General features: G+C 64.7%; 15 protein-coding genes and 1 pseudogene. 5 read left to right on the top strand and 11 right to left on the bottom strand.

Going from position 1 to position 23,062, the window contains the following annotated elements:
• Window positions 1-27: 27 nt before the first annotated feature.
• Both D3872_RS12470 and D3872_RS12475 read left to right on the top strand, forming a co-directional pair.
• Complete coding sequence (locus tag D3872_RS12470) at window positions 28-534, top strand: RNA polymerase sigma factor (protein ID WP_119811068.1); 507 nt, start codon at window positions 28-30, stop codon at window positions 532-534.
• Window positions 531-1,277: an anti-sigma factor gene (locus tag D3872_RS12475; protein WP_119811069.1), complete on the top strand. Its 747-nt coding sequence runs from the start codon at window positions 531-533 to the stop codon at window positions 1,275-1,277. The genes D3872_RS12470 and D3872_RS12475 overlap by 4 nt, the downstream gene beginning before the upstream one ends.
• A gap of 72 nt (window positions 1,278-1,349) precedes the next feature.
• On the opposite strand, the gene D3872_RS12480 is transcribed toward D3872_RS12475, so the two are convergent.
• Window positions 1,350-2,432, bottom strand: a complete 1,083-nt coding sequence (locus tag D3872_RS12480) for an acyltransferase family protein (RefSeq protein ID WP_119811070.1) — start codon at window positions 2,430-2,432, stop codon at window positions 1,350-1,352.
• Between the two features lie 309 nt (window positions 2,433-2,741).
• On the opposite strand from D3872_RS12480, the gene D3872_RS12485 reads away from it, so the two are divergent.
• Window positions 2,742-4,214, top strand: a complete 1,473-nt coding sequence (locus D3872_RS12485) for a DEAD/DEAH box helicase (RefSeq protein ID WP_229459293.1) — start codon at window positions 2,742-2,744, stop codon at window positions 4,212-4,214.
• A 144-nt stretch (window positions 4,215-4,358) separates the two neighbouring features.
• On the opposite strand, the pseudogene D3872_RS27630 reads toward D3872_RS12485, so the two are convergent.
• Window positions 4,359-6,374, bottom strand: a pseudogene (locus D3872_RS27630) (ArnT family glycosyltransferase); the annotation flags it as partial.
• A 4-nt stretch (window positions 6,375-6,378) separates the two neighbouring features.
• Window positions 6,379-8,283, bottom strand: coding sequence for a hypothetical protein (locus D3872_RS12495; protein ID WP_119811072.1), 1,905 nt, complete (start codon window positions 8,281-8,283; stop codon window positions 6,379-6,381).
• Window positions 8,284-8,413: 130 nt separating this feature from the next.
• On the opposite strand from D3872_RS12495, the gene D3872_RS12500 reads away from it, so the two are divergent.
• A complete protein-coding gene (locus D3872_RS12500) occupies window positions 8,414-10,507 on the top strand; it encodes a DUF7024 domain-containing protein (protein ID WP_147373869.1) in 2,094 nt (697 codons plus the stop codon).
• Here the strand turns inward: D3872_RS12500 and D3872_RS12505 are convergent.
• The 8 genes from D3872_RS12505 to D3872_RS12540 form a co-directional block, all read right to left on the bottom strand.
• Window positions 10,504-10,845 (bottom strand): DMT family transporter, encoded by a 342-nt coding sequence (locus D3872_RS12505; protein WP_119811074.1) that lies wholly within the window; start codon window positions 10,843-10,845, stop codon window positions 10,504-10,506. The genes D3872_RS12500 and D3872_RS12505 overlap by 4 nt on opposite strands.
• A gap of 21 nt (window positions 10,846-10,866) precedes the next feature.
• Complete coding sequence (locus D3872_RS12510; protein WP_182915791.1) at window positions 10,867-12,300, bottom strand: UbiA family prenyltransferase; 1,434 nt, start codon at window positions 12,298-12,300, stop codon at window positions 10,867-10,869.
• The gene (locus D3872_RS12515) at window positions 12,287-12,679 is read right to left on the bottom strand and encodes a GtrA family protein (protein WP_119811076.1); all 393 of its coding nucleotides are present in this window, start codon (window positions 12,677-12,679) and stop codon (window positions 12,287-12,289) included. The genes D3872_RS12510 and D3872_RS12515 overlap by 14 nt, the downstream gene beginning before the upstream one ends.
• On the bottom strand, window positions 12,672-13,652 hold the full coding sequence (locus D3872_RS12520) for a glycosyltransferase family 2 protein (protein ID WP_119811077.1): 981 nt from the start codon (window positions 13,650-13,652) through the stop codon (window positions 12,672-12,674). Before D3872_RS12520 ends, D3872_RS12515 begins: the two co-directional genes overlap by 8 nt.
• 132 nt (window positions 13,653-13,784) lie before the next feature.
• Window positions 13,785-16,763, bottom strand: a complete 2,979-nt coding sequence (locus tag D3872_RS12525) for a glycosyltransferase (RefSeq protein ID WP_229459294.1) — start codon at window positions 16,761-16,763, stop codon at window positions 13,785-13,787.
• Between the two features lie 8 nt (window positions 16,764-16,771).
• The gene (locus tag D3872_RS12530; RefSeq protein ID WP_119811078.1) at window positions 16,772-18,013 is read right to left on the bottom strand and encodes an FkbM family methyltransferase; all 1,242 of its coding nucleotides are present in this window, start codon (window positions 18,011-18,013) and stop codon (window positions 16,772-16,774) included.
• Window positions 18,010-19,233, bottom strand: a complete 1,224-nt coding sequence (locus D3872_RS12535) for an ABC transporter ATP-binding protein (RefSeq protein WP_119811079.1) — start codon at window positions 19,231-19,233, stop codon at window positions 18,010-18,012. Before D3872_RS12535 ends, D3872_RS12530 begins: the two co-directional genes overlap by 4 nt.
• Window positions 19,233-20,033 carry an ABC transporter permease gene (locus tag D3872_RS12540; RefSeq protein ID WP_119811080.1) on the bottom strand — a complete coding sequence of 267 codons (801 nt, stop codon included), beginning with the start codon at window positions 20,031-20,033 and terminating at the stop codon, window positions 19,233-19,235. Before D3872_RS12540 ends, D3872_RS12535 begins: the two co-directional genes overlap by 1 nt.
• Before the next feature lie 270 nt (window positions 20,034-20,303).
• Here D3872_RS12540 and D3872_RS12545 point away from each other — a divergent pair, with 270 nt between their 5' ends.
• Window positions 20,304-23,051, top strand: a complete 2,748-nt coding sequence (locus D3872_RS12545; protein WP_119811081.1) for a type VI secretion system Vgr family protein — start codon at window positions 20,304-20,306, stop codon at window positions 23,049-23,051.
• Window positions 23,052-23,062: the final 11 nt, after the last annotated feature.

The following is a 23,062-nucleotide window of genomic DNA, read 5'->3' on the forward strand; positions in this document are numbered from 1 at the left end:
CCACCGTCAAACGTTTACCTCCTATCCATGACTGCTACAGCCGTACCGCTCCATACCCAGATCGCCGCACTGCTGCCGCGCCTGCGCCGCTTTGCCCGTACGGTCGCCTTCAACCGCGAGGATGCGGACGACCTGGTGCAGATCGCCGTCGAGCGCGCCCTCAACCGAAGCGAACAATGGGAGGCGGGTACCCGCCTGGACAGCTGGATCTTTCGCATCATCAAGAATGCCTGGATCGACGAAGTGCGCTCGCGCATGCGGCGCGACGCGCTGTTCGCCCCGGAAGAGGCGGGCGAGCACGTCGGCGACGATTTTGCCGAAGCGCACCAGCAGCGCATCGCGATCCAGAAGGCGATCAGCATGCTGACCGACGACCACCGTATCGTCATCGGCCTGGTGCTGGTCGACGGCCTGCCGTACAAGGAAGCGGTGGAAGTACTGGAAATACCGATGGGAACCCTGACCAGCCGGCTGGCGCGTGCCCGCGAAGTCTTGCAGGGCCTGTTATCCGATCAAGCGAGGAACGTATCTTGAAGTTTTCCGATGAAACCCTGATGGCTTATGCCGACGGCGAGCTCGACGAGTTGACCCGCAGCGCTGTCGAGCGTGCCATCCGCAGCGACCCTGCGCTCGCGGCCAAGGTGCGGCAGCATGCCGCCTTGCGTTCCAACGTGTTCGCCGCATTCTCATCCGTCATGGACGAGCCGGTGCCGCAGCGCCTGGTGAAGGCCGCCAGGCCCGGCAAGGTCATCCAGCTGAACACCGCGCGCGCCGCACGGGCCGATGCGGTCGCGCATGAAAAGCGCCGCTGGTCGTGGCCGGAATGGGGCGCCATCGCGGCCACGCTGATGGTCGGCATATTGGCGGGCGGCGCCGGGATCATTGGATTGCAGCAGGACGACCAGGTGGCGGTGCGCGGCTATGCCGGCGGCGCGATGCTGGCGCAAGCCAAACTTGCCGATGCGCTGACGCACCAGCTTGCCGGTGCGCCGGTGTCGCCGTCGGGGGTGCGCATTGGGGTGAGCTTCGAGTCGAAGGACGGCGGCTACTGCCGCAGCTTCATCATGGGCAGCGCGGCTGGCCTGGCCTGCCGCAACGGCGGCGAATGGAAAGTGTCGCTGGTGACCGAGAGTACTGCGGTTGCCGGCGGCGAGTACCGCCAGGCCGGCGTCGAGATGCCGGCGACGGTACTCGACGCCATCGACGCGCGCATCAGTGGCCGGACCTTGGACGCAAAGGCGGAGGAAGCCGCACGTTCGCGCGGCTGGAAGCGCTGAACTTTTCGCGTTCGACCGGGTAGGGCGGATAAGCGGAGCGCATCCACCATGATCCGCCAACAAGCTCGACGCTCAGCGCCTCAGCCTGCGCCTCACCGCCGCCATTGCCGGCTCCTCCACCAAATGCCAGCTCGCCATCGCCACCGGCACTATGACGAGCAGCGACACCGTCAGCAGCACCGGCGCATCCACCGGCGGCAGTACCTCGCGCAGCATCAGCAGCACCGGCCAGTGATAGATATAAACCCCATACGAATAATCATTCCTGCGCAGGTGTGCCAGCCGCTCCACCCGCGCCGTCCCCAGCCACAGCGCCACCGCACCCATGGCCAGCGCGATCCCGAACCAGGTCAGCGCACTCGGCGTCATCGCCTGCGAGCGGGTCCAGTTCAACCCGATCAGGATGAACGCGCAAGCGACGTGGCGCAACCCGATCCGCAAGCTGGGCGCCAGGGTCTGCAACAGCATCCCGACCAGGAACAGCGACCACATTCGCACTTCCCAGATATATCCCGACAACACTTCCGGCCACAGGTTCGCCGCCAGCAGCAGGAAAATCGCCACGCTCCGCACCCAGGTCCGCATCGGCAGCGCCGCCGACAGGCCGATCAGCGCCACCATCACGTACATGCGGCCTTCCCAATACAGCGTCCACAGCGGCCCGTTCGGATACTGCCCGCCCAGCACGCCCGGGATGCTCAGTTCCGACGCCGGAATGTTATAGACCAGCCCGTGCAGCACGGTATTGCCGAAGATGTAGCGCCACGGCGCCGACGTCAGCAGCCCGGCCACGCCTGGCTCGGAAAAGAAGACGACGGCCGGGATCACCGTCGCCAGCATGCACACGAACAGGCCCGGCACGATGCGGGCCACGCGGCGCAAGGCAAAGCGCAGCACGTGCGGGTCGCGCATCCAGCTCTGGGTGATGAACATGCCGCTGATGATGAAAAAGATACCGACCGCGATACTGCCCAGGTCGGCGCTTGGCCCCACCAGCGCGGTCAGCGGGTCGGGCCGCGGCGCCACCCGGTTCAGCTGGAAGGCGTGGTAGACCACCACCAGCAGCGCGCACGCCAGCCGGACCAGGTTGAAACCGTTGTCGTGAGAATCGATGGCGGTGCCGAGCGTACGCGGAACCTTGAGCTTGAAAGACATGTTTTTAGAGGCGGCCTGGACAGCAAAGTGGCAGTGTAAACCAAGTTATCTCCAAAGCAATAGATCTTTCAAGATACATGATTCCATATACAGTTGAAGGGATTTAGGGTATCGTTTAGGGCACTGCTATTGTATCTACGTCCATGCGCCGGCCCAGTTGGCGCGATCGTGGCACTACGCAATCCGGCAACGGCCAGCCATGACGGCGGCCAGATCCCGTCCACCCTGGAGTTCCCCGCGTTGGCCTTCATCCTGGGCAGTGCCTGCTGTATGGACGCAGGGCACATCGATCAATCGCACACGAAAACTATGTCAGAAACACCGATCATCATTGAACCTGATAGCGCGCCTAGCGTGCGCTTCGCCGACTTCGGCCTGGCGCCGGAAATCCTGCGCGCGCTGTCCGACCAGGGCTACGTACACCCGACGCCGATCCAGGCGCAAGCCATCCCGATCGTGCTGCAAGGCCGTGACGTCATGGGCGCCGCGCAAACCGGCACCGGCAAGACCGCCGGCTTCTCGCTGCCCATCATCCAGCTGCTGCTGCAGCACGCCAATCCGAGCATGTCGCCCGCGCGTCATCCGGTACGCGCGCTGATCCTGACCCCGACCCGCGAACTGGCGGTGCAGGTGGCCGAAAACGTCAAGGCCTACGCGCGCCACACGCCGCTGCGTTCGACCGTCGTCTTCGGCGGCATGGACATGAAGCCGCAAACCGTCATCCTGCGCGGCGGCGTCGAAATTGTCATCGCCACGCCGGGCCGCCTGCTCGACCACGTCGAACAGAAGAACGTCAGCCTCGGCCAGGTGCAGATACTGGTCATGGACGAAGCCGACCGCATGCTCGACATGGGCTTCCTGCCCGACCTGCAGCGCATCATCAACATGCTGCCGAAGCAGCGCCAGAACCTGATGTTCTCGGCCACGTTCTCGCAGGAGATCAAGAAGCTGGCCAACAGCTTCCTGACCGACCCGGTCACCATCGAAGTCGCGCGCAGCAATGCCACCGCCGACAAGGTGACCCAGGTGGTGTACAAGGTCGACGAAGACGCCAAGCGCGACGTGGTGCAGCACCTGATCCGCCAGCGCGAACTGAAGCAGGTCATCGTCTTCTCGAACACCAAGATCGGCGCGTCGCGCCTGTCGCGCCACCTCGAGCAGAGCGGCATCAACGCCGTTGCGATCCACGGCGACAAGACGCAGCAGGAACGCATGGCGGCGCTCGAATCGTTCAAGAAGGGCGAGATCGAAGTGCTGGTCGCAACCGACGTCGCCGCGCGCGGCCTCGACATCACCGACCTGCCGTGCGTGATCAACTTCGACCTGCCGTACAACGCCGAAGACTACGTGCACCGCATCGGCCGCACCGGCCGCGCCGGCGCATCGGGCGATGCGCTGTCGGTGTACTCGGACAAGGACGAGCGCCTGCTGGCCGATATCGAAAAGCTGATCAAGCAGACCATCACCCGTGGCGAACTGCAGGGCTTCGTGCCGTCGTCGTCGCGTGGCTCGCGCGAAGGCGCACCGGAACGCGGCTCGCGCCGCAGCGACTCGGAGCGCCCATCGCGCAGCCGTGGCGATTCCGACTCGTCGTCCCGTTCGGCCGAGCGTTACAGCCGTCCAAGCGGCCCGTCGCCGCGCCGCGAGAAAGTCGATCCATGGTTCCTCAAGCCGTACGAGCCAAACGCGTCGGCGCCACCGGTCCGCCGCGAAACGCCTGCGTCGTCGATCAAGCCGGCCAAGCAAAAGCTCGCATTCCTGCTGGGCGGCGTGCCGAAGTAATCGCCGGCTCATGATTCGTCGTGCCCGCGAAAGCGGGCACCCATCCTGAGCAAGCAAATGAGCTAACGGGGGCTCATTTCCCAGGTACTCCAATCTCCACCCGCATAATCCCCAGCCCCAGCCGGCGAATATCCCCGACCATCCCAGCTCCTTCGGCGACACCGCCTGCGGCACGTCGATCTCCACGGTCTTCTGCATCCCGTCCGTCTCGAACATCAGGAACACCTCATGCGGCAGCGGCGCCAGCTTCACGCGCTGCTCGGAACCACCAACGCGCACGACAAACTCCTTGCCCGCATTCGGCCCGAACGCCTGCATCGTCAGGAACAGGTTGAAGCGCTCGGGCAGCGCCTCCTTGAAATGCAGCTTCACCCGGTCGGCCTTCGACCAGCGCCCCCATCCTTCCGGTCCTGCCAGCCCCTCGGCATCGGCCAGCACGCCGTTATCCAGCGGCGCGTTGAACTTCGCCTCGCCCACATAACGGTTGTCCGTCGCCAGCGGCACCAGCGAGAAGTGCGCGCTCTTGTACGACGGCGTCACGCCCTCGGGCAGCTTGTAGTCGCCGATCACCAGCAGCCAGTTTTTGCGGCCCGGCAGCGAGTACTTCCCGATCTCCCAGCCAGCCGGCAGCACCATCGTGTCGACTTCGCGGGCATCGACATGGAAGCGCGCGCGCAGCAGTTCACCGTGGTTGTCGCCGACGATGCGCACCTGGTTGCGCTGCGCCGGCGTCAGATTGTCGTGCGCGTAGCGTCCTGCGCTGTCCCATACCGTCGGATTCCTTGCCCGCTCCATGGATTCGACGAACATGCGCTCGCCGTTCAGCAGGTACAGCGGCACGAATACCAGCAGCCAGGCGATTGCGCCCGCCTTGCGGTTCAGTGCCCAGACAGCCAGTACCGCGGCCTGCACCGCGAGCACGATGGTGACCCAGCTATACGGTTTGTCCAGCCCCAGCGCGACGATTTCGGGGCCGTCGGCCAACAGGAACAGGTAATCGGCCGGCAGCGCCACGCTCGCATAGGCGATGACCATTGCCAGCAGGGCCGCCAGCAGCCATGCCAGCACCGACCTGGCGGAACGCCAGCCGTAGCCCGCGCGTGCGGCGACGATCATCACCGGCAGGATCAACGCAAACGTGTAGTAGCGCGCATGCAGGCGCTTGCCATCGAGCGGGCCGAAGCCGGCGGTCGACGCGGTGTAGAACACGGTCAGCCCGAGCGCGGCGCCAAGCATCAGGAAGGTGTAGAGCATCAACCCGCTGGCCTGCGGCGTCATTTCCTGGCGCGCCTTGCGGCTCAGGGCATCGTGGACGAACATGGCGATCGGCAGGGCGTAGATCATCGCCAGCATCATCAGGTGGCCCTTCAGGCTGAACCAGGCCGCGGGCCACAGCGTGAGGAGGGACAAGCCGGCACTCATGCCATCCTTTGCCTGGTTGCCGTAGAAGCTGCCGAGTATCTGCAGGGCTTCGTGGCCGACCAAAAGGTAGCCGACCGAGAGCCTGGTACCGAGGACTGCCGTTACCGCAATGATTGCAGCGGCCACCCCGTATACCAGGCCGGCCGTGCCGCGCCGCTGGGCCCATTCCATGTACATGGCGAACAGCGCCAGCGCCGGCACCAGGAACAGTGCGTGCACTTTCACGAGCGTCATCAGGCCCAGGACGACGCCGGGCGCCATCGCATTCGCGGACCACTTGCCGAACGGGCGCGCCAGGCACAGCCAGGTCAGTACCGCAAAGCCGAAGAAGTACATCGACTCCGGCATGAAGTAGGCCGTGAACGTACTGGTAGGTGCGGCGACGCACAGCACTGCCGCGAGCATCGCGGCGGGCTTCGGTGCAACGAGGCGCGTGGCAAGGTAAATGAACGGCGCGGAGCCGACAAAGAACAACAGGTTGAGGAAACGCGCGCAGCCGAGGAAGCCGTCGCCGCATGCGGTCGTCAGTCCAAACGCCGACAGGTACAGGTATGACGGAATGGTGACTTCGTTGAGCGGCACCAGCCGTGCGAAGTGGCTGTAGATCTGTTCGTCCGCGAACACCGATGGATTGGATCCCGCGTGGCGCTGCCAGACATAAGCGAATACGAGGGCGAGGACAAAGGCGAAGACGGCTTCCCAGCGACGGTCGTTCAATGTGCGAGTGAGGCTTTTCATGAGATCAGCGCAGTGTTATTTCGCGAAGGAAGAATGCCATTTCGCGCGGATCTGCGGGATCGGGCTTGCGTGGCGCCTCGTGTTCGAGCGCGATCTCGACCTTGCCCTTCGTCCCTGCGGGAAGCGGGAGCCGCAAGTCCTGCGTCAGTACGTGCCAGCCGAAATCTGCGCCATCGATACGTATCCGCGTGCGTGCGTTGCCGTCGAAGTAGTGGCCGACGATCAGCAGCGTCGACGGCCTTGCGCCACCCGCCAACTTGACGGTCACGCGCGAGCGTGCGCCGTGCGACCACACGCCGTTCCACGCGCCGCCGCCGTTCTCAGGGTTCCCCCAGCCGGAAGCGAGCGTCACGCCGGCCCTGGCCGCAAACTGTTCGTACTGCCAGGTCTGCTGCTGCTGCGTCCCGTTCGCGGTGCACGTTACCGGGCCGTCGATATAGCGCCACAGGCGCGCGCTTGCGGTAACGTGGTTGGCTGCGGTGAGCGTCCCTTCGGCGCCGCACAGGCGCCGTTCCGCATCGGGGCGCGCCGAGTTGTACAGCGTTTGAACCACGACGCCGTTAACTGCACGCACGTAGATCTTGTCGTTCTGGATGTAGTCGTCGTTGCGGCCCAGGCGCTCGGCAAAAATCTCCGGCTCGGGATGGTACAGGCGCGGTGCATTCGTCATCACCCACTTCGCGAGCGGGCTGAATTCGACATACAGGTAGCTGGCCGCGCTCAGCATCGCGCTGGATTGGATCATCACCACTGCCAGCATCAGCCACGCCGGCCATTGCGCGCTGCGCGACAGTCGCAGGAACAGCACGAACAGCAGCGGCATCGCAGCCCAGAACGCGTAGCGCATCACGCCGGCGGCGCCAGAGTTCCAGTTCAGGACGGCCAGCGCGGGCACCGCCAGCGCCAGCATGAACGCCACGGCCCACCCCAGCACCAGCAACTCGCGCGCCGCGCCGGCCGGATGCTTGCGCCAGCCCCACAACGCAAGCGCCAGCACCAGACCGGGAATTCCAAGGATCATTCCCTGGCTCAGGTCGAAGAAGAAGGAATGCAGGCGCGCCCGGCCAATCATGGACGGATCGGAGAACAGCTTGGCGATGATGTTCGGCACGCCGAACTGGTACAGGTTGAACAGCGGCGGCAGCGCGAACACCGCCATGCCGGCCGCAAGCCCGAGCACGTAGCGCCGCTGCAGCACGTGTGCCAGGTTGGCGCCGAAGCTGCGGCGCGCGTCGTAGTCGAGGATCAGGTGCAGCAGCGGGGCGAAGCCGAAGAAGAACAGGATGGTCGGATTCTGCTGTCCCGCCAGGCCGGCCAGCATGGCCCCTGCGAGCGGGGCGCCGCTGGCGTAGAAGGCGAGGCCGGCCAGCAGCGCGGCGGCGCTCAGGCATTCCGGGCTGCTCCAGTTCATGTACAGCGCGCCGCCGCACAGCATGAACAGGCCGACGCCCAGCAGGGCCTTGGGCGCGGAGCGGAACAGGCGGTTCAGCGCCAGGCCGAGAATGAAAACGGCCGCCAGGTTCACTGCCTGGAAGGCCTTGAACGGGTCCTGTCCCAGCGCATCGAGCAGCTTGAACGGGCCGGCGGCGAGCGCGGGGTAGCCCCAGAAGTGGATCGCATATACCTTGGCTTCGCGGCCGCGCGTGAACGCCGCATACAACTGATCGCTGCCCTGGCGCATGCCCGCCTCCAGCAGGGCGTAAGGCTCCTTCAGTACCGGAACCAGCTCGCGCGCCCGCGCGATGTCCTCCAGCCGGATATCCGCGCTGCCGTGCGTCGCAATCGCGACGGTCGTCACCGCATATTCGGCCAGGTCGCCTTGCATCTCCGGCGGCGCCGTCACGAACAGCGCGGCCAGCAGCAGCGCCAGCGTCAGGGGAAAGTGCCAGGCGCGGGAAAATAAATTCATTAAGTTCTTAACAAAGTTTCAAATATGAAAGTGTACTTCATAGCATTTGTGCATAGCCATACAGGGTGGGTATTTCGAGCGCATATATTGCCCGTTGGTATAGAATCCACGCTCGATTGAAGGAGCACGCATGACAAATAGCAGGCCGCACCCAGGGCTGACAAAATCCACGACGTTTGCCCGGCAGCTGGTGCTGCCGGTGGCGCTGATCCTGTTTGCGGTCTACCTGTCGGGACGCATGACGGGCCTGTACCCGATGGTGTTCGCCGACGAATGGCTGTACAGCAGCGCCGCGCGCCTGCAGCCGTTCGAGAAATCGATCCTGCCTTCCTGGCTCTTCCTCGGGTTGTTCCGCACCACGAACGCATGCGGGGCAGGCTTCCTGGACTGCGCGCGCGGGCTGAACGTGCTGATGATGGCGGCAGCCGCGCCCTTCATCTACATGGTCGCGCGCAAGGTGTGCAGCAAGCCTGTGTCCATCGTGCTGGCGCTGGCGAGCATCCTGGCGCCGATCAGCTCCTACGTCGCCTACTTCATGCCCGAGACGATGTACTTCCTGTCGTTCTTCGTGTTCGCCTGGACTGCGCTTAACTTCCCGCACGCGAAGCCGCTGCAGTACGGGCTGGCGACCGGCGCGCTGCTTGGCGTGATGAGCGCGGTCAAGGTGCATGCGCTGTTCCTGCTGCCTGCGCATATTGCCTTCATCGGGTACCTGTGCGTGACCCGGTACCGCCACGATGGATGGCTTCGCAGGGCCCTGCTGATGGCAGCGGCGGCCTGCGCGGCGATGGTGGGCGTGAAAATGGCGCTCGGCTACCTGTTCGCAGGCACGGCGGGCCTGAACTTCCTCGGTAACTTCTACGGGACCCACGCCACCAACAGTACAACGAGTTTCGACGCGCTGCTCCGCATCCTGCCTGCCGCGATGGTGAGCCTGAAGGGCCACCTCCTGGCACTGGTCATCCTGATGCCCTTGCCGCTGGCGACCCTGCTGCTGCACGTGGCCGATGCGCGCGCGCGAGCCGATTCCACGCCGTACCAAAGGTCGTTGCAGATGTTCGCCGTGCTGATGCTGTGCGCCGCCGGCGCGATGACGGTGATGTTCACCGCCACCATCGCTTCGGCCGGGCCGGAAGAGGGCGTGCGCCTGCACCAGCGCTACTACGATTTCGTGTTCCCCCTGCTGCTGATCGTGGCCGCGGCGCCGCTGCTGGCGCCCGGAACGCCGTCCTTCCGGCGCCGCCTCCTCGTGGCGCTGCCGATGGCGGTGCTGTTCCTGTTCGCCGGGCGCGTGGTGCCGGCCGAGTACATCATCGGCTTTGTCGACACACCCGAGCTGGGGGTGCTGGAGAAATCGCCTGCGCTGTTCAAGCTGTGGAAGGAGCTGGTGCTGCTGGTGCTGGTGGTGTGGACATTGAAGATGCGCGCCGGCGTGCTGCTGTTCGTCTTCCTCGTCATTCCGCTGATGACCTACAAGACCGATTCGCAGGTGCGGCGCATCCAGGAGCACTCGCGCACTGCGGGCGCCTATGACAACGCCGGCATGGCCGCGAGCAAACACCTCACCCGCGAGCAGACCAGCAAGCTGACGGTGGCAGGCGACAGCCGCGCCGGCCTGACCCGCGCGCTGTTCTACATCGACAATCCCGCGGCCGCGATCCACGACCTGCGTCCCGGCGCTCCGTTTGCGCGCGAGGACCTGGCGCCGGGCCAGGACTGGGTGCTGGTCGTCGGCGACCACAAGCTGCCGGACGACATCCGTCCCGAGATCAAGACCGCCGACTTCGCGCTGGTGAAGGTCAAGGTCGACCACAAGCCGCTGGCGAAAGTCGCGTTCGCGAAGCCGCTGGACGGTGGCGTGCTGGCGGGCTTCGAAGGCGTGGCCAAACCCGAACACTGGGGCGCCTGGTCGGAAGGCAAGGAGGTGCGCCTGCGCTTCGCCCAGCCTTTGCCGAAGACGCTCAATGTCCTGCTCAGGGCGAACGCCTTCCCGCCGACCGCGGACCAGGAATTCGTGATGGTGGTGGGAGGCCAGCGACGTCCGTTCCGCCTGATCGGGGTTCCGCAGGACCGCTTGTTCCAGTTCGAGACCAGCGGCGCCGAACAGTCGGTCACTATCGAGATTCCGAAGCCGGTGGCGCCAAAGGATCTTGGCTACGGCACCGACCACCGCCTGATCGGCATCGCGCTGACCAGCCTGGAGATCGGCACCCGCCAGGATTAGCGCGACAGCGCGAAAGCGCCCAGCGCGATCAGCGCCATGCCGGTGACCTTGCTGATGGTGAGCGGCTCGTCCAGCGCGGCGAAGCCGATCGCCGCCACCATCGCCATCGCGATGCCGGTCATGACCGGATAGGCCAGGCTCATGTCGAGCTTTTGCAGCGCCACCGAATAGCACACGAAACCCAGCGCGTAGGTGGCGCCGGCGCCGCCCAGGAAGGCGATGCGCACCAGGTTCCAGTCGGCGGCGTTCTGGTTGGCGAGCTTGATCAGGTAGGTGGCCATCGCGCTGGCCAGCGCGGCCAGCGCGCACCACAGGTAGCCGGTCATGGCTGGGGTCATTGCAGGTTCTTTCGTAAAGGCTTACAGCGAGGCCAGCGCGGCCAGTGCCACACACAGCGCCACCACCACCAGGCTCACCGGATCGCGGCTGACGTAAAGCACCGGGTCTTCATTGACCTGGCCGCGGTACGACAGCGTCCACAGTCGGCCCAGCCAGAACGCCAGCAGCGGCACGATGCCGGCCAGCCAGGCAGGATGCGGATACAGCATCTGCACGTTCTGCGACTGGAAATACAGGATGAAGATCAGCACCGACATGAAGGCGCTGTTGACGCCCATGACGCCGATCGGGCCCTTGTCGGCGGTGGTGTAGGCGCGCCCCGCGGCTTTTTCCTTACCGCGGCGGTGCAGGTTGAACAGTTCGCTATGGCGCTTGAGCAGCGCCAGGCTGAGGAAAATGAAGAACGAGAACGCCAGCAGCCAGAACGACGGTTCGATGCCGGTGGCCGCGGCGCCGCCCAGGATGCGCATGCTGTACAGGATGGCCAGCGTGACGATGTCGATCACCAGCAGGCGCTTGAGGTAGAGCGAGTAGCACAGCGTGGCCGCGAAGTAGAGGCCCACGGCCGCCAGCAGCAGCGGGTTGAAGGCGGCGCACAGCGCCAGCGCGCAGGCGGCCAGCAGCGGACTGGCGAACATCGCCACCGGCAGCGGCAGCGTGCCGGCCGCGATCGGCCGTTTGCGCTTGGTCGGGTGGATGCGGTCGTCGCCGGCGTCGAGCGCGTCGTTCAGCAGGTAGGCGCTGGACGCGCACAGCGAAAACGCCACGAACGCCAGCAGCGACTGCAGCGCCGTATCGGCGTTGATTGCGTGGCCCGCCAGCATAGGCAGGAACACCAGCAGGTTCTTGAGCCACTGGCGCGGACGCATCGCCTTCAGCAGCGCCATGCCCCAGCCGGCGCGCACGGCGCCCATCTGCTCGGTGGCGCGGCCGTCATCGAGGCGGAACGGGCGCGCGGTCACCGAGAACGCATTGCGGCTGCGCAGCCACACGGCGCGGTCGGCGCCGGCATTGCCGATGTAATCGAAGCCCTTGTCGCCGTAGGTGTCGACCAGATGGCACGCCTTGTTGTGCGAAGTGAGGTTGATGCCCGCATCGGTCGCGTGGACATGGTCGAACAGGTCGAGGTGCGCTGCGATCCGCTCGGCGAAGCTGCGTTCGGAACCGGTCGCCAGCACCAGCAGGCGCCCGGTCTTGCGTTCCTCCGCCAGCAGCGCGAGCAGGGTGCGGTCGTAGGGCAGGGTGGCCGGGTTGGGGCAGACGGCGGCCGCCAGCTCGCGTTTGAAGCCGGCCTTGCCCTTGAATAGCCAGAGCGGCAGGCGCCACAAGTGCAGGAAGCGGGTGCGGATGAACAGCACCAGCGCTTCCCACAGCAGGTCGGAGTGGATCAGCGTGCCGTCGAGGTCCACCACCAGCGGCGGCACGGGCGCAAGCTGGGATTTATCGTGTTCCATGCTGTTTGAAGATCCAGTGTTTACCGAGGATGAAGCCATTGATCGCCACCAGCGGCAGCGACACCAGCTTGCCGACGACCGCCACGCCCAGCACGTGCACCGACAGCGCCACGCAGGCCAGCGTGAAGCCGTAGTTGAAGGCCACCACCGTGAGGTAGCGCCCAAGGCTGCGGCCGGACGGCGGCGCGGTGAAGGTGACGGTGGCGTGGTAGCCGTAGTTGAACAGCAGGCCGGCGACGAAGCCGGCCGAGGTGGCGGCCACGTAATTGACGCCGCTGTAGATCAGGAACTGCATCAGGCCGACGTCGATCAGCGCGCTGGCCACTCCGCCCGCCAGGTAAAGCAGGAACTGGCGCTGGCGCGTCAGCAGCTCACGCATGCTTGATCCGCGACCAGATCGTCTTGTGGATAGGGCGGCGCGGCACCGAGGCGATATCGTAGGCCAGGAAGGCGAGGATCAGCTGAACGCCCATCAGCACCGGCAGCGCGGCCGTCATGACGGTGCCCGCCGGCGTGGTGGTGCCCAGGCGCGCCGAGTGCAGCCAGGCCTGCAAGCCGTAGACGGTGCCGAAGGCCAGCATCGCGCCGCCCAGCGGCAGCTCGATCGATGCCAGCGACATGTTGCGCAGGTAGTAGTTGTAGAACACGCGCTTGAAGAAATTGCGGAAGTGCTTGGCCAAGAATTCGGTGACGATGCGCGAGATCTTCAGGTTGCTGACCTCATCGCCGTACACGGCGTCCATCGGCACGTCGACCACCACCGCGTGCAGCGTGTTCAGGCGGAACAGCATGTCGGTTTCGAAGAAATAGCGGCGGCTGATTTTCTCGAAAGGCAGGTGGCGCGCGGCGTCGGCGTGGATCGCGGTGAAGCCGTTGGTCGGGTCGAAGATGTCCCAGTAGCCGGACGATACCTTGCTCATCAGGGAAAGCACGGCGTTGCCGAGCAGGCGCAGCGGCGGCATGGTGCGCAGCTGCTCGAGGTCGTAGAAGCGGTTGCCCTTTGTGTAGTCGGCTTCGCCGGCCAGGATCGGCACGATGAAGCTCGGGATCAGGCGCGGATCCATCTGGCCGTCGCCGTCGACCTTGACGATGACGGCCGCGCCGGCCGCGATGGCGGCCTGGTAGCCGGTCATCACGGCGCCGCCGACGCCCTGGTTCTTCTCATGTTCCAGCACGACCACGCGCGGGTCCTTGCAGTGCTCGCGCACGAAGGCGCCCGACTTGTCGGGGCAGCAGTCGTCGACCACGAAAACGTGGGTGACTTCCGGCCCGATGCCGCCGATGACGCCGAGGATGTGGCGCGTAACGCGGTAGGACGGAATGACGACGGCGATGGAATCGTTCGGGTACATGGATGTTGTTCTTGGTATTAGAAGATTGGCAATTGGGCAATGGTAGCGCACTGCGCGGCAACGGTCACGTGTTTGAGCAGGATAGCAGCTCAAACGGTGCCGTTGCGGCGCAGCCGCGGCATAAACGCCGCGTTACTGAAGTGTGCAATTACGGCGGCGTCGTCGCTGCCCCCGGCACCACTGTACCACTGCTGGCTTCACCCCCATCGAGCAGTTGCCGTGCGCTTTCGCTCCAGTTTCAGCCACGTCAATGCCGGACGAACTGCGGCGCCCTTGCCTCCGGCGTTCAGCGCCAGCCAGCGGGCCAAGCGTGGCGGCGCAGGTCGCTTCCGTTCCGTTCACTCGAAATAGTGCGCGTGTTCGCCCCGCGACCTCGCGGAAATATCCGGCTAGGTTGCGCCGCGACACGAATAGGGATGTTTGTCTGCGCCGGGCCCTGCGATTCAGCGGCAGCCCGAAGCCTTCGACTTCGACCGGCGCCAGCAGCGCCGCCCGAATTGGCGTACAGCTTGAGGCGCATCTCGTCGACACGCCCGGCAGCCAGAACAGGCGCTGGTTCTTTTCCGGATGCGCGGCCATGCGCTCGACCAGCTTGTCGACCATCCAGCCCTGCTTGCCGACGATGACCAGGTTGACTTGGGCGCCTTCCTGCCACAGCTGCTCGAACGCCGCCAGCGCCTGCACGTGGCCCTTGCGCGGTTCGACCGTGCCGACCATCAGGAAGCTCGGGCGCGCGCGCACGGCGTCCAGCACCTGCCCCGCGTTGTCGGGCAGGCCGAAGCTCGGCGCGCTGGCGTCGATGTCGGCGCCAAGGTGGAACCAGCCGACGTTCAGCGGTGCGGCGCGGCGCGGCGGCTGCTTGCCGATCCAGTCGATCAGTTCGTCGGCCACCGCGCGCGAGATGCACAGCAGGCCGTCGGAGACGCGCGTGACGGTGCGCAGGAAGTCGCCGAAGTACTGTTCGGTCCCGAACGGGAAGACCTCCGGGCGCAGCACCGGCAGCAGGTCGAACACGACGAAGTAAATGTACATGCCGCGGTCGCGCATCGACTGCAGCAGCTCCTCGTTCTGCGAGGTGCCGTTGGTGAACAGGTCGAGGCCGAGGAAGATGTCGCCCGGGCGCACCTCGACCGGCGCGTCTTCCATCACCAGCGACTTCTCTCCGATCATGCCGAGCGTGAACTGGCGCGCGTAATGGTAGTTGCGGTTGCCGCCGGTGGAGAACACCGGCTCGATGCGGTAGCCCGGCGGCGGGGCCGCGATCAGCGCCAGCAGCTCGCTGCGCACCACGCGCTGGATGCCGGTCTTGATGTCGCGCTGTACCACCGCCGACACGTCCACCAGCAGCTGGCGCGGCGCCGACGGCGGCTGGTTGAAGGCGATCGCCTTGGCCATCTCGGCCAGGTCGGCGCCGGTCGGTTCGACCGGCCCCTCGAGCTGCGCCAGCGCGTTGACCAGGCCGCGGTAATGCTGCTGCGGCGCATGCGCGGCGAAGTGCTCGATCGCCTCGGCGAACAGCGCGCCCACGCGCGCGGGCGCATGGTGTTCGCGCATGTGTGCCTGCGCGCGCTCGGAATACGCCTTGCGCAGGCCGGCGTCGCGGTACAGGCTGGCCAGTGCCGCCGCCAGTTCGGCGCGGGTGAACTGGTCGGGAAGCTTCATCAGCAGTTCGTCGCCGATCGATGCGGTCGAGCCGTGTGCGTTGACGATGGTCGGCGCGCCGTACAGCAGGCAGTCGAGCACCGCGGCCGAGGTTTCACCCCGCGTCGACGTGCGAAGCTGCACCGCGATGTCGCAGGCCGCCAGGTAGTCGGCGTATTCGGCCGCGCTGACGAAGCCGGTGATGCGGATGCGGCTCGATGCGGCGCTGTCCGCGATCTTCTTGCCGAGGGTCGCGCCATACAGGCCGCCTTCGTTTTCGCCCACGAACACCAGGCGGCACTGCTTGTCGCCGGCCAGCGCGGAGCTGAGGTAGGCATCCAGCAGTTCTTCATTGAGCTTGGTGCGCCCCAGCATGCCGAAGGTGCAGACCATGAATTCGTCGTCCGCGACCTGCAGCCGCGCGCGGGCGGTGGCGCGGGCTTCGGCCGGCGCCAGGCCGTCCCGCTTGCCGCGCAGGAGCGGCACGGTGCGCCACGCGTCGGCCGAACCCGGGCCATACCATTGCGTCGCCAGTTCGCGCGAGAAGTCGGAATGGACGATCACGCCGCTGGCATTGTCCAGCACGCCCTTGTTCAGCGGGTGCTTCCAGATCGACGGGTGGCGCTCGATCTTGAGGTGTTCCAGCAAGCCGGTGTAAGCGTGCGATTCATACAGCGCGTTGTAATAGGCCTGCGGCAGGTAGCCTTCGCGTTCCAGGTTGTCGAGGATCCCGGAGAAGAAGAAATCGTGCAGCACCACCGTGCCCGGATGGCGCCGGATCAGCTCGAACATGTGCTGGTGCGCGTGCGAATTGCCGAAGTGGTAGAGCACGCGGTCGAATTCATGCGCGTGCTGCTCGAACCACGCCACGTCGCGTAGCGGGAACAAGCCGTTCAAACGGGCGTCGTCCACCGACGGCTGGCCGGTCACCAGCTCGATGTCGTAGAAGTGTGCCAGCTCGGGCACCAGTTCGGCGCTATAGTCGGCGATGCCCGACTTTGCCGGTGGCAGCGGCGAGATGTAGGCCAGTTTCGGGCGCCTGGCGGCAACCGGCAGGGCGCGCGCGCCGGCGCCGACGATGCGCTTGAGGACATCGAGCACGTCCTTGTCGTCGGCGCTGCCGGCAACGGTGGCGTAGCGCGAATGCGTTGGCGCCGTGCGCTCGCCGCCATGCGGGACGTAGACCACGTCGGCATCCATCGCGGCGAAGAAGTTGGCGCGGATAAGCGCGGCGGCGCGGTCGTCGGCGGCGCCGCCGGCCAGCGGCGGCAGGTCGTACACGCGCACGCGGTCGCGCGGCAGCAGGCCGTCGAACGCAAGGCGCAGGCCTTCAATCGATGCCGGATGGCGGCGGGACAGGGCAATCCATGCCTCGTGCGGAGCGCAGCGCGCGACGAAATCCTTCGCCAGCGCGAGTGCCTCCGGTGCACTGCCGGTCTGGCAGCACTGCAGGTCCAAAACAATACGCATGGTGTTCGTCATTGGGTTTTGCGGCGGGCGCGCTGGAGGTCGGCCAGCACATTGCGCGCCGAGACGGGCAGGGCCCGGACTTCATCGGACAGGTTGGCAACGGACGGGGCCAGGTTCGACACCGGCGCCTGCTTGACTGCGCTGAGCATGAGCGACACTTTGGCGGACAGGCGCGGGAAGCGCAGCATCAAGGGAATCAGCAGGCGGCGCATGCGCTCGTTGCCGGTGACGCCGATGACGGCGCTGCGCGTCAGGCCCCTGGCCTTTGCGCCCACCGGCACCTCGCGCAGGCGGCGCAGCAGGGCTCCGGCTTTGCGCAGCGGCGAGGTAATGCGCCACGATGTGCTGTTCAAGGTCGCCAGCAGGCGCTGTTCGAGTTCGCGGCCCCATTGCTGCGCGCGTTCGCTGTCGGCCCTGGTCGCTTCAATCTGTTCGACCAGCTTGTTGGCGTGTGCCAGCGCGCGCTTCTCGGCTTCCAGGCGCTGTTCATTGGCCTGCGCGGCGTTGTGGCGCTCCATCGCGGCGTCCGATTCGGCACGCTCGGTCTTGCGCCATGCCTTGTCGAGATGGTGGCTGATGAATTCATCGAACACGTTCGGCTGGATAGCCAGCACTTCCAGCAGCTCGCGGTGCTCGTCCGCCACGTAGTAGCGGTTGAGGCCGTCGAAGTGCGCATAGTGGTAGCCGCGCCCTGTGACCAGCGCTTCCCAGGTTTCGTGGTTCGTCACGCGGCTGTCCGGCTGCGTGGCCTCGATCACCAGCACCCAGGGGCGCCAGCGCACGAAGTCCATGCCCTTCAATACTTCGCCTTCGAAGCCTTCCACGTCCACCTTCAGGAAGTGGATGTCGCCGCGCACGTGCTCCGCGCAGACGCCGGCCAGGGTACGCACCGGCACCGTCAGCTCTTTCACGTCGAAGCCCTTGGCATGGTGGGCTTCGGCCACCGCGCGGTCGGGCGAGGCCCAGCCGTTCACGGCCGGCACGTCGTACAGCGTCAGGCTGCCGTCGGCGGCGCCGGCGGCGATCGCGAGGTTGGTGTCGCGCGGGCGCTGGCGTTCGAACTCCGCATGGAAGGACGGCAGCGGTTCGATGTTGATGCCGCTCCAGCCGGCGTCGTAGAAGGCCTTGGTGACCGAATGGTCGACCGGGTCGTTGGCGCCGACGTCGATGTAGAAGCCGTTCTTGATGTTGCCCAGCGCGCGCCACAGCAGCACGTCCTCGAAATTCTGGGCGTAGGAGATAAATGTCATGGGCGTGAAATTTCTATCGATGGGTCGAGCCAGGCGGAGCCCTCGAAGTGCGGGCGGCGCAAGTTCATCACCGTGAACACCAGCGCGAGGTCGCGCCACTCGTAGTTGTTGACGAGGTGGGTGTCGGTGCTGACGATCGCGGTCGCAACGGAGTAGGTACCGGGGCCGAGGTTCATCGCAAAGTTAAAACGATAGACCACCTTGTCGCCGGGGGCGACGCCATCCAGCGGCAGTTCCTTCAGGTGGGTGTTGGTGCCGTACATCGGCTGGCCGAGGCGGTCCTTGATCATGTAGCCCAGCACCATGCGCGGGATCGGCGCCTTCGCCTGCACCGTCACTTCGAGCGTGACCGGGGCGCCCACGTCGACCACTTCGACCCGTTCGCCGTTTTCGTCGATCAGGGCGATGTCGGTGACGGTCGCTTCGCCGGTGCCGGAAATGGTCTGCACCTTGCCGTTATCGAGTTCGGCCTGGCGCACGGTGTCGTTCTCGCGCTCGGCGATCATGGCGTTGTAGTAGTCCATGATCTCTTCCGGCTTGCCCTCGCGCGCCAGGTGGCCGCCGTCGAGCAGGATGGCGCGGTCGCACACCGACTGGATCGCCTGCTTGTCGTGCGAGACCAGCAGCAGCGTGGTGCCCTGCTTGCGGAACTGGCGGATGCGGTCGAAGCTCTTGTGCTGGAAGTAGGCATCGCCGACCGACAGCGCCTCGTCGACGATCAGGATGTCGGGGCGGCGCGCGGTGGCCACGCTGAACGCCACGCGCATCTGCATGCCGCTCGAGTACACGCGCACCGGCTGGTCCATGTAGTCGCCGATGCCGGCGAAGTCCTCGATCTGCGGCATCAGCTCGCTGATCTCCTCCACCGTCATGCCCAGCAGCTGGCCCGACATGTAGACATTCTGGCGGCCGGTGAAGTCGGGATGGAAGCCCATGCCCAGTTCCAGCAGCGCGGCCACGCGGCCGGTCATGTGCACAGAGCCGGTGGTCGGCTGGCTGGTGCCGGTAATGAGTTTGAGCAGGGTGCTCTTGCCTGCGCCGTTAATGCCGATCAGGCCGACCGCTTCGCCGGCCGCGACCTGGAAGTTGATATCCTGGAGTACCCACTTCAGCTTGTGGCGCGGGCCTTTGAACGGTAGCATCCACTCGCCCAGGCGCGACCAGCGCGTCGGGTACTGCTTGTAGGCCTTGCCCAGGTTGACGACGTAGATCGCGCCCATCAGAGTTCATCCACCATTTCACCGGAGCGCTTGCGGAACAGGCGCATGCCGAAGAAGCACATGAACAGGGCCAGCGCCAGCGCCGGGCCAAGGCTGCTCCAGTCGGGCATCGCCTGCTTGACGAGGATGGTCTGGTAGGCGCCGACGATGTGCGCCATCGGGTTCCACACCAGCAGGCCGCGCACCGCTTCCGGCAGGATCGTGGCCGGGTAGACGATCGGCGTGAACCAGAACCAGAACTGGATGAAGATGCTGAAGAACTGGCCGACGTCGCGGAAGAACACGTTCAGGACGCCGATGATCATGCCCAGCCCGATCGCGAACAGCACCTGCAGCGCCAGCACCGGCAGGATGGCCAGGAACACCGCGCCGGGGAAATTGCCGGTAGCGATGAGGAATACGGTGAACAGGCCGAAGATGATGCCGAAGTTGAGCAGGGCGTTGAGCACCACGATCAGCGGCAGGCAGATGCGCGGGAAGCTGATCTTCTTGATCAGGTTGGCCTGCTCGATGAACATGTTCTGGGCGCGCGCGACGATCTCGGCGAACAGGCCCCAGGTCAGGATGCCCGCGCACAGGTAGATGCTGTAGGCGAAGGTGTTGTCGCTGCCGGGCAGCTTGTTGCGCATGACTTCGGCGAAGATGACGGTATAGACCAGGATCATCGCGAGCGGGCTCAGTATCGCCCAAGCCGCGCCGAGGATGGCGTTGCTGTATTTCGACTGGAATTCCCGCTTGACGCTGCCCAGTACAAATCCGCGATAGGCCCAGAGCCCGCGGAGCATATGGCGGGAAATCATGCGGTCGCCCGTAGCGGCAACCTGCCTGGAAGAGGGTAGCTTGTCGTCATGACGGTTGGATGGTCTGTGAGCGCAAAATTATACTCTACAGATGAGGCCCATAATTGTTACAGTTGTAAGCTTGCGCGCGCATCAACGGCCCGCTTGGCGCCCGGCGCCAATTCCTGGCGCGCCGCGGGTCCGGTTACTGACCTGGCTCAATTTTTCCTTCTCGCTTCCACGCAACAATTCCTTGGCTCATCCTATGTGACACGGCCAAGGGATTCATCCATGACGTTCGACCAATTTCAAGCTTCACTCAAAGGTGTTACCGGTGCAAACCGTCCCCTTCGCCTGCGTCTTTCAGGTGAAAGCGGAACCGTTGACGATTTGCTATTGGTTAAGCATGCTCACGGCGTGGAGACAATGTGTGGCGGTATTGAATATCACCTGCTTTGCGTGGCCAGCACGGCCGGCCTACCGCTGAAACAATTCAGTGCTGCCGCTGTCGAATTGCAGCTGGTAACAGACAGGGGTCACTTGCGCTCGATCTGCGGCATTGTTTCCCAAGCTGCGGAAGGAGAAAGCGACGGCGGCTTTGCAACCTACCAGTTAGTCGTTCGCGATGCACTTGCGTTGATGGAGCCGCGAGTCAACACCCGGGTATTCCGCAACGCCAGCGAAATAGACATTACGGAAACCATCCTGCGCGAGTGGTTGCAGAATAATCCCGTCCTTGCACGAGCCTTCGACTTTAAATTGATGCACCTGAAATCCTATCCACCCAGGGAATTCACGATGCAGTACAACGAGTCGGACGCGGCATTCCTGCGACGACTATGGAAGCGGCGCGGCCTCGCTTGGTTCTTCCAGGCGGGCAATGCGAGCGACTTGCGCAGCAACGAGACTGCGGGTCATACACTGGTTCTGTTCGATATGCCTCAGGCGCTTGCACAGAACGCTGCCGAAACCGTGCGCTACCATCGTGACGATGGTACCGAAACCCGGGATAGCATCACGGCCTGGCATGCACTTCGTTCGCTGACAGCCGGCCGGGTCACGCGGCATAGCTGGGACTACATGAAGTCGTCGGCGACCGAATGCGAGGAAACCAGTCGCAATCATCAGGGCGCGCTTGGGAACCAGTTCGCCGCCAGCCTGGACGAATACGTGGTCGATGTCCCCCATGCCGGCGACAACGCCAGCGACCACCTTAGCCTGGCGACGCTACGCATGCAGCGCCATGAGTACGAAGCCAAATACTTCGAGGCCGAGAGCAGCGTGCGCGACTTGTGCGTCGGCCAGTGGATTGGCGTGAGCGGCCACGTCGAGATCGACACGCATCCGCCGGAAGAACGCGAGTTTGTCGTGACCGAGCTTCAGGTGGATGCGGAAAACAATCTACCCAAGTCGTTAAACGACCGGTTGAACCGCCTTTTTTCAATCAACAAATGGCGTGTCTCGGACGGCGGACTGGCGCAGGCAAGCAAGGAACGCGGGGTACGCTACACGAACAGGTTTTCCTGCGTGCGCCGGGGTATCCCCATCGTTTCCGCGTACGACCCGCGCATCGATCTGCCGCGTACTGAGATGCAAAGTGTAATCGTCGTCGGGCCAAGCGACGAGGAGGTTTACTGCGACGAGCACGGTCGGGTCAAGGTTCGCTTTCCCGCATGCCGTCCTGCGGACCATACGCATGCTCAAGGAGCCGGTGCCTCTGACACCGACGCGGATTCGGCTTGGATACGCGTTGCAAGTTCGTGGGCCGGGGACCAGTATGGCGAAATCTCATTGCCCCGCGCAGGCGACGAATGCCTGGTGACCTTCCTTTGTGGGGACCCTGACAAACCTGTGATTACCGGGCGCGTTCACGGTCGCAACACGCCACCGCCAACTTTCACCCATTGCGGCACCCTCCCAGGCAACCGCTTCCTTTCCGGGATCAAGAGCCGCGAAGTGAAGGGCCGGCGTTACAACCAGTTGCGCCTGGACGATACGCCTGGCCAGATCAACGCGCAGCTGGCGAGCGAACACGGGCATAGCCAGTTGAATCTGGGGCATCTGATGCACCCCAGGCGCGATGGCAAAGGTGAGCCACGGGGCGAGGGCGCCGAGTTGCGGAGCGACGAACACCTCGCGCTGCGCGCGGCCAAGGGGATGCTACTGACTGCGTGGCAGCGGCTGAACGCCACCGACAGCCAGCTGGCCAGGGCCGAGTTCCTGTCCCTGATGGAAGAATGCCTCGAACAATGCCGGACCCTGGGTAACTATGCAGCCGACAATCACGCGCTACCGTTGGATGGGGAACCGCAGGCAGATTTGCATTCGAAGTTCAAGCGGTGGGAAAGCGGAAGCAATACTTCGCCCGAAGGCCAGAACGGTGGGGCGGCACTGGTTGGCGTTACCGCGCCCGAGGGGATCAGTTTCGCTACACCCCAAGCAGTCGTCAGCTATGCCGGTACCAATCTTGACAACGTGGCGCAGCAGCACATGCAGTTGACTGCTGGCCAACGCTTTAACCTCAATGCAGGCAAAGGCATATCACTCTTCGCGCACCATGACGGCATCAAGGCGATCGCACATCATGGGAAGTTCGTTATTCAAAGCCAGCACGACGACACGGAAGTCAATTCTGCCAAGAACGTCAAGGTTACTGCAACAGACGGCAAGGTCGTCGTGATGGCCAAGGAAATCCAGCTTATCGCCGAGGATGGCTCCTTCATCAAGATCGGCGGCGGCATCTCGCTCGGCACCAAGGGCGATATCAAACAACAGGCCGCCAACTTTCCCTTTAGCGGTCCGACGACGATGCAGACAGAGTTGCCGACTTTCGAAGGAGGCGGTGCCACCCAGAAGTTTGTTCTCAAGTACGACGCCCATGGCGATGACGCGGTGATCGCGCCCAACCGGAAATTTGAAATTGACATGACGGACGGCAGCACGATCAGCGGCATCAGCGATGATGCCGGCAATACTGATTTGTTAGAACGGGATGCGGTGCATATCGCGAATGTCCGGATTCTGTCGGAAACGAAGTAACGATACCGCAA

Source organism: Massilia cavernae, assembly GCF_003590855.1.
Classification (GTDB): Bacteria; Pseudomonadota; Gammaproteobacteria; order Burkholderiales; family Burkholderiaceae_D; genus Telluria_A; species Telluria_A cavernae.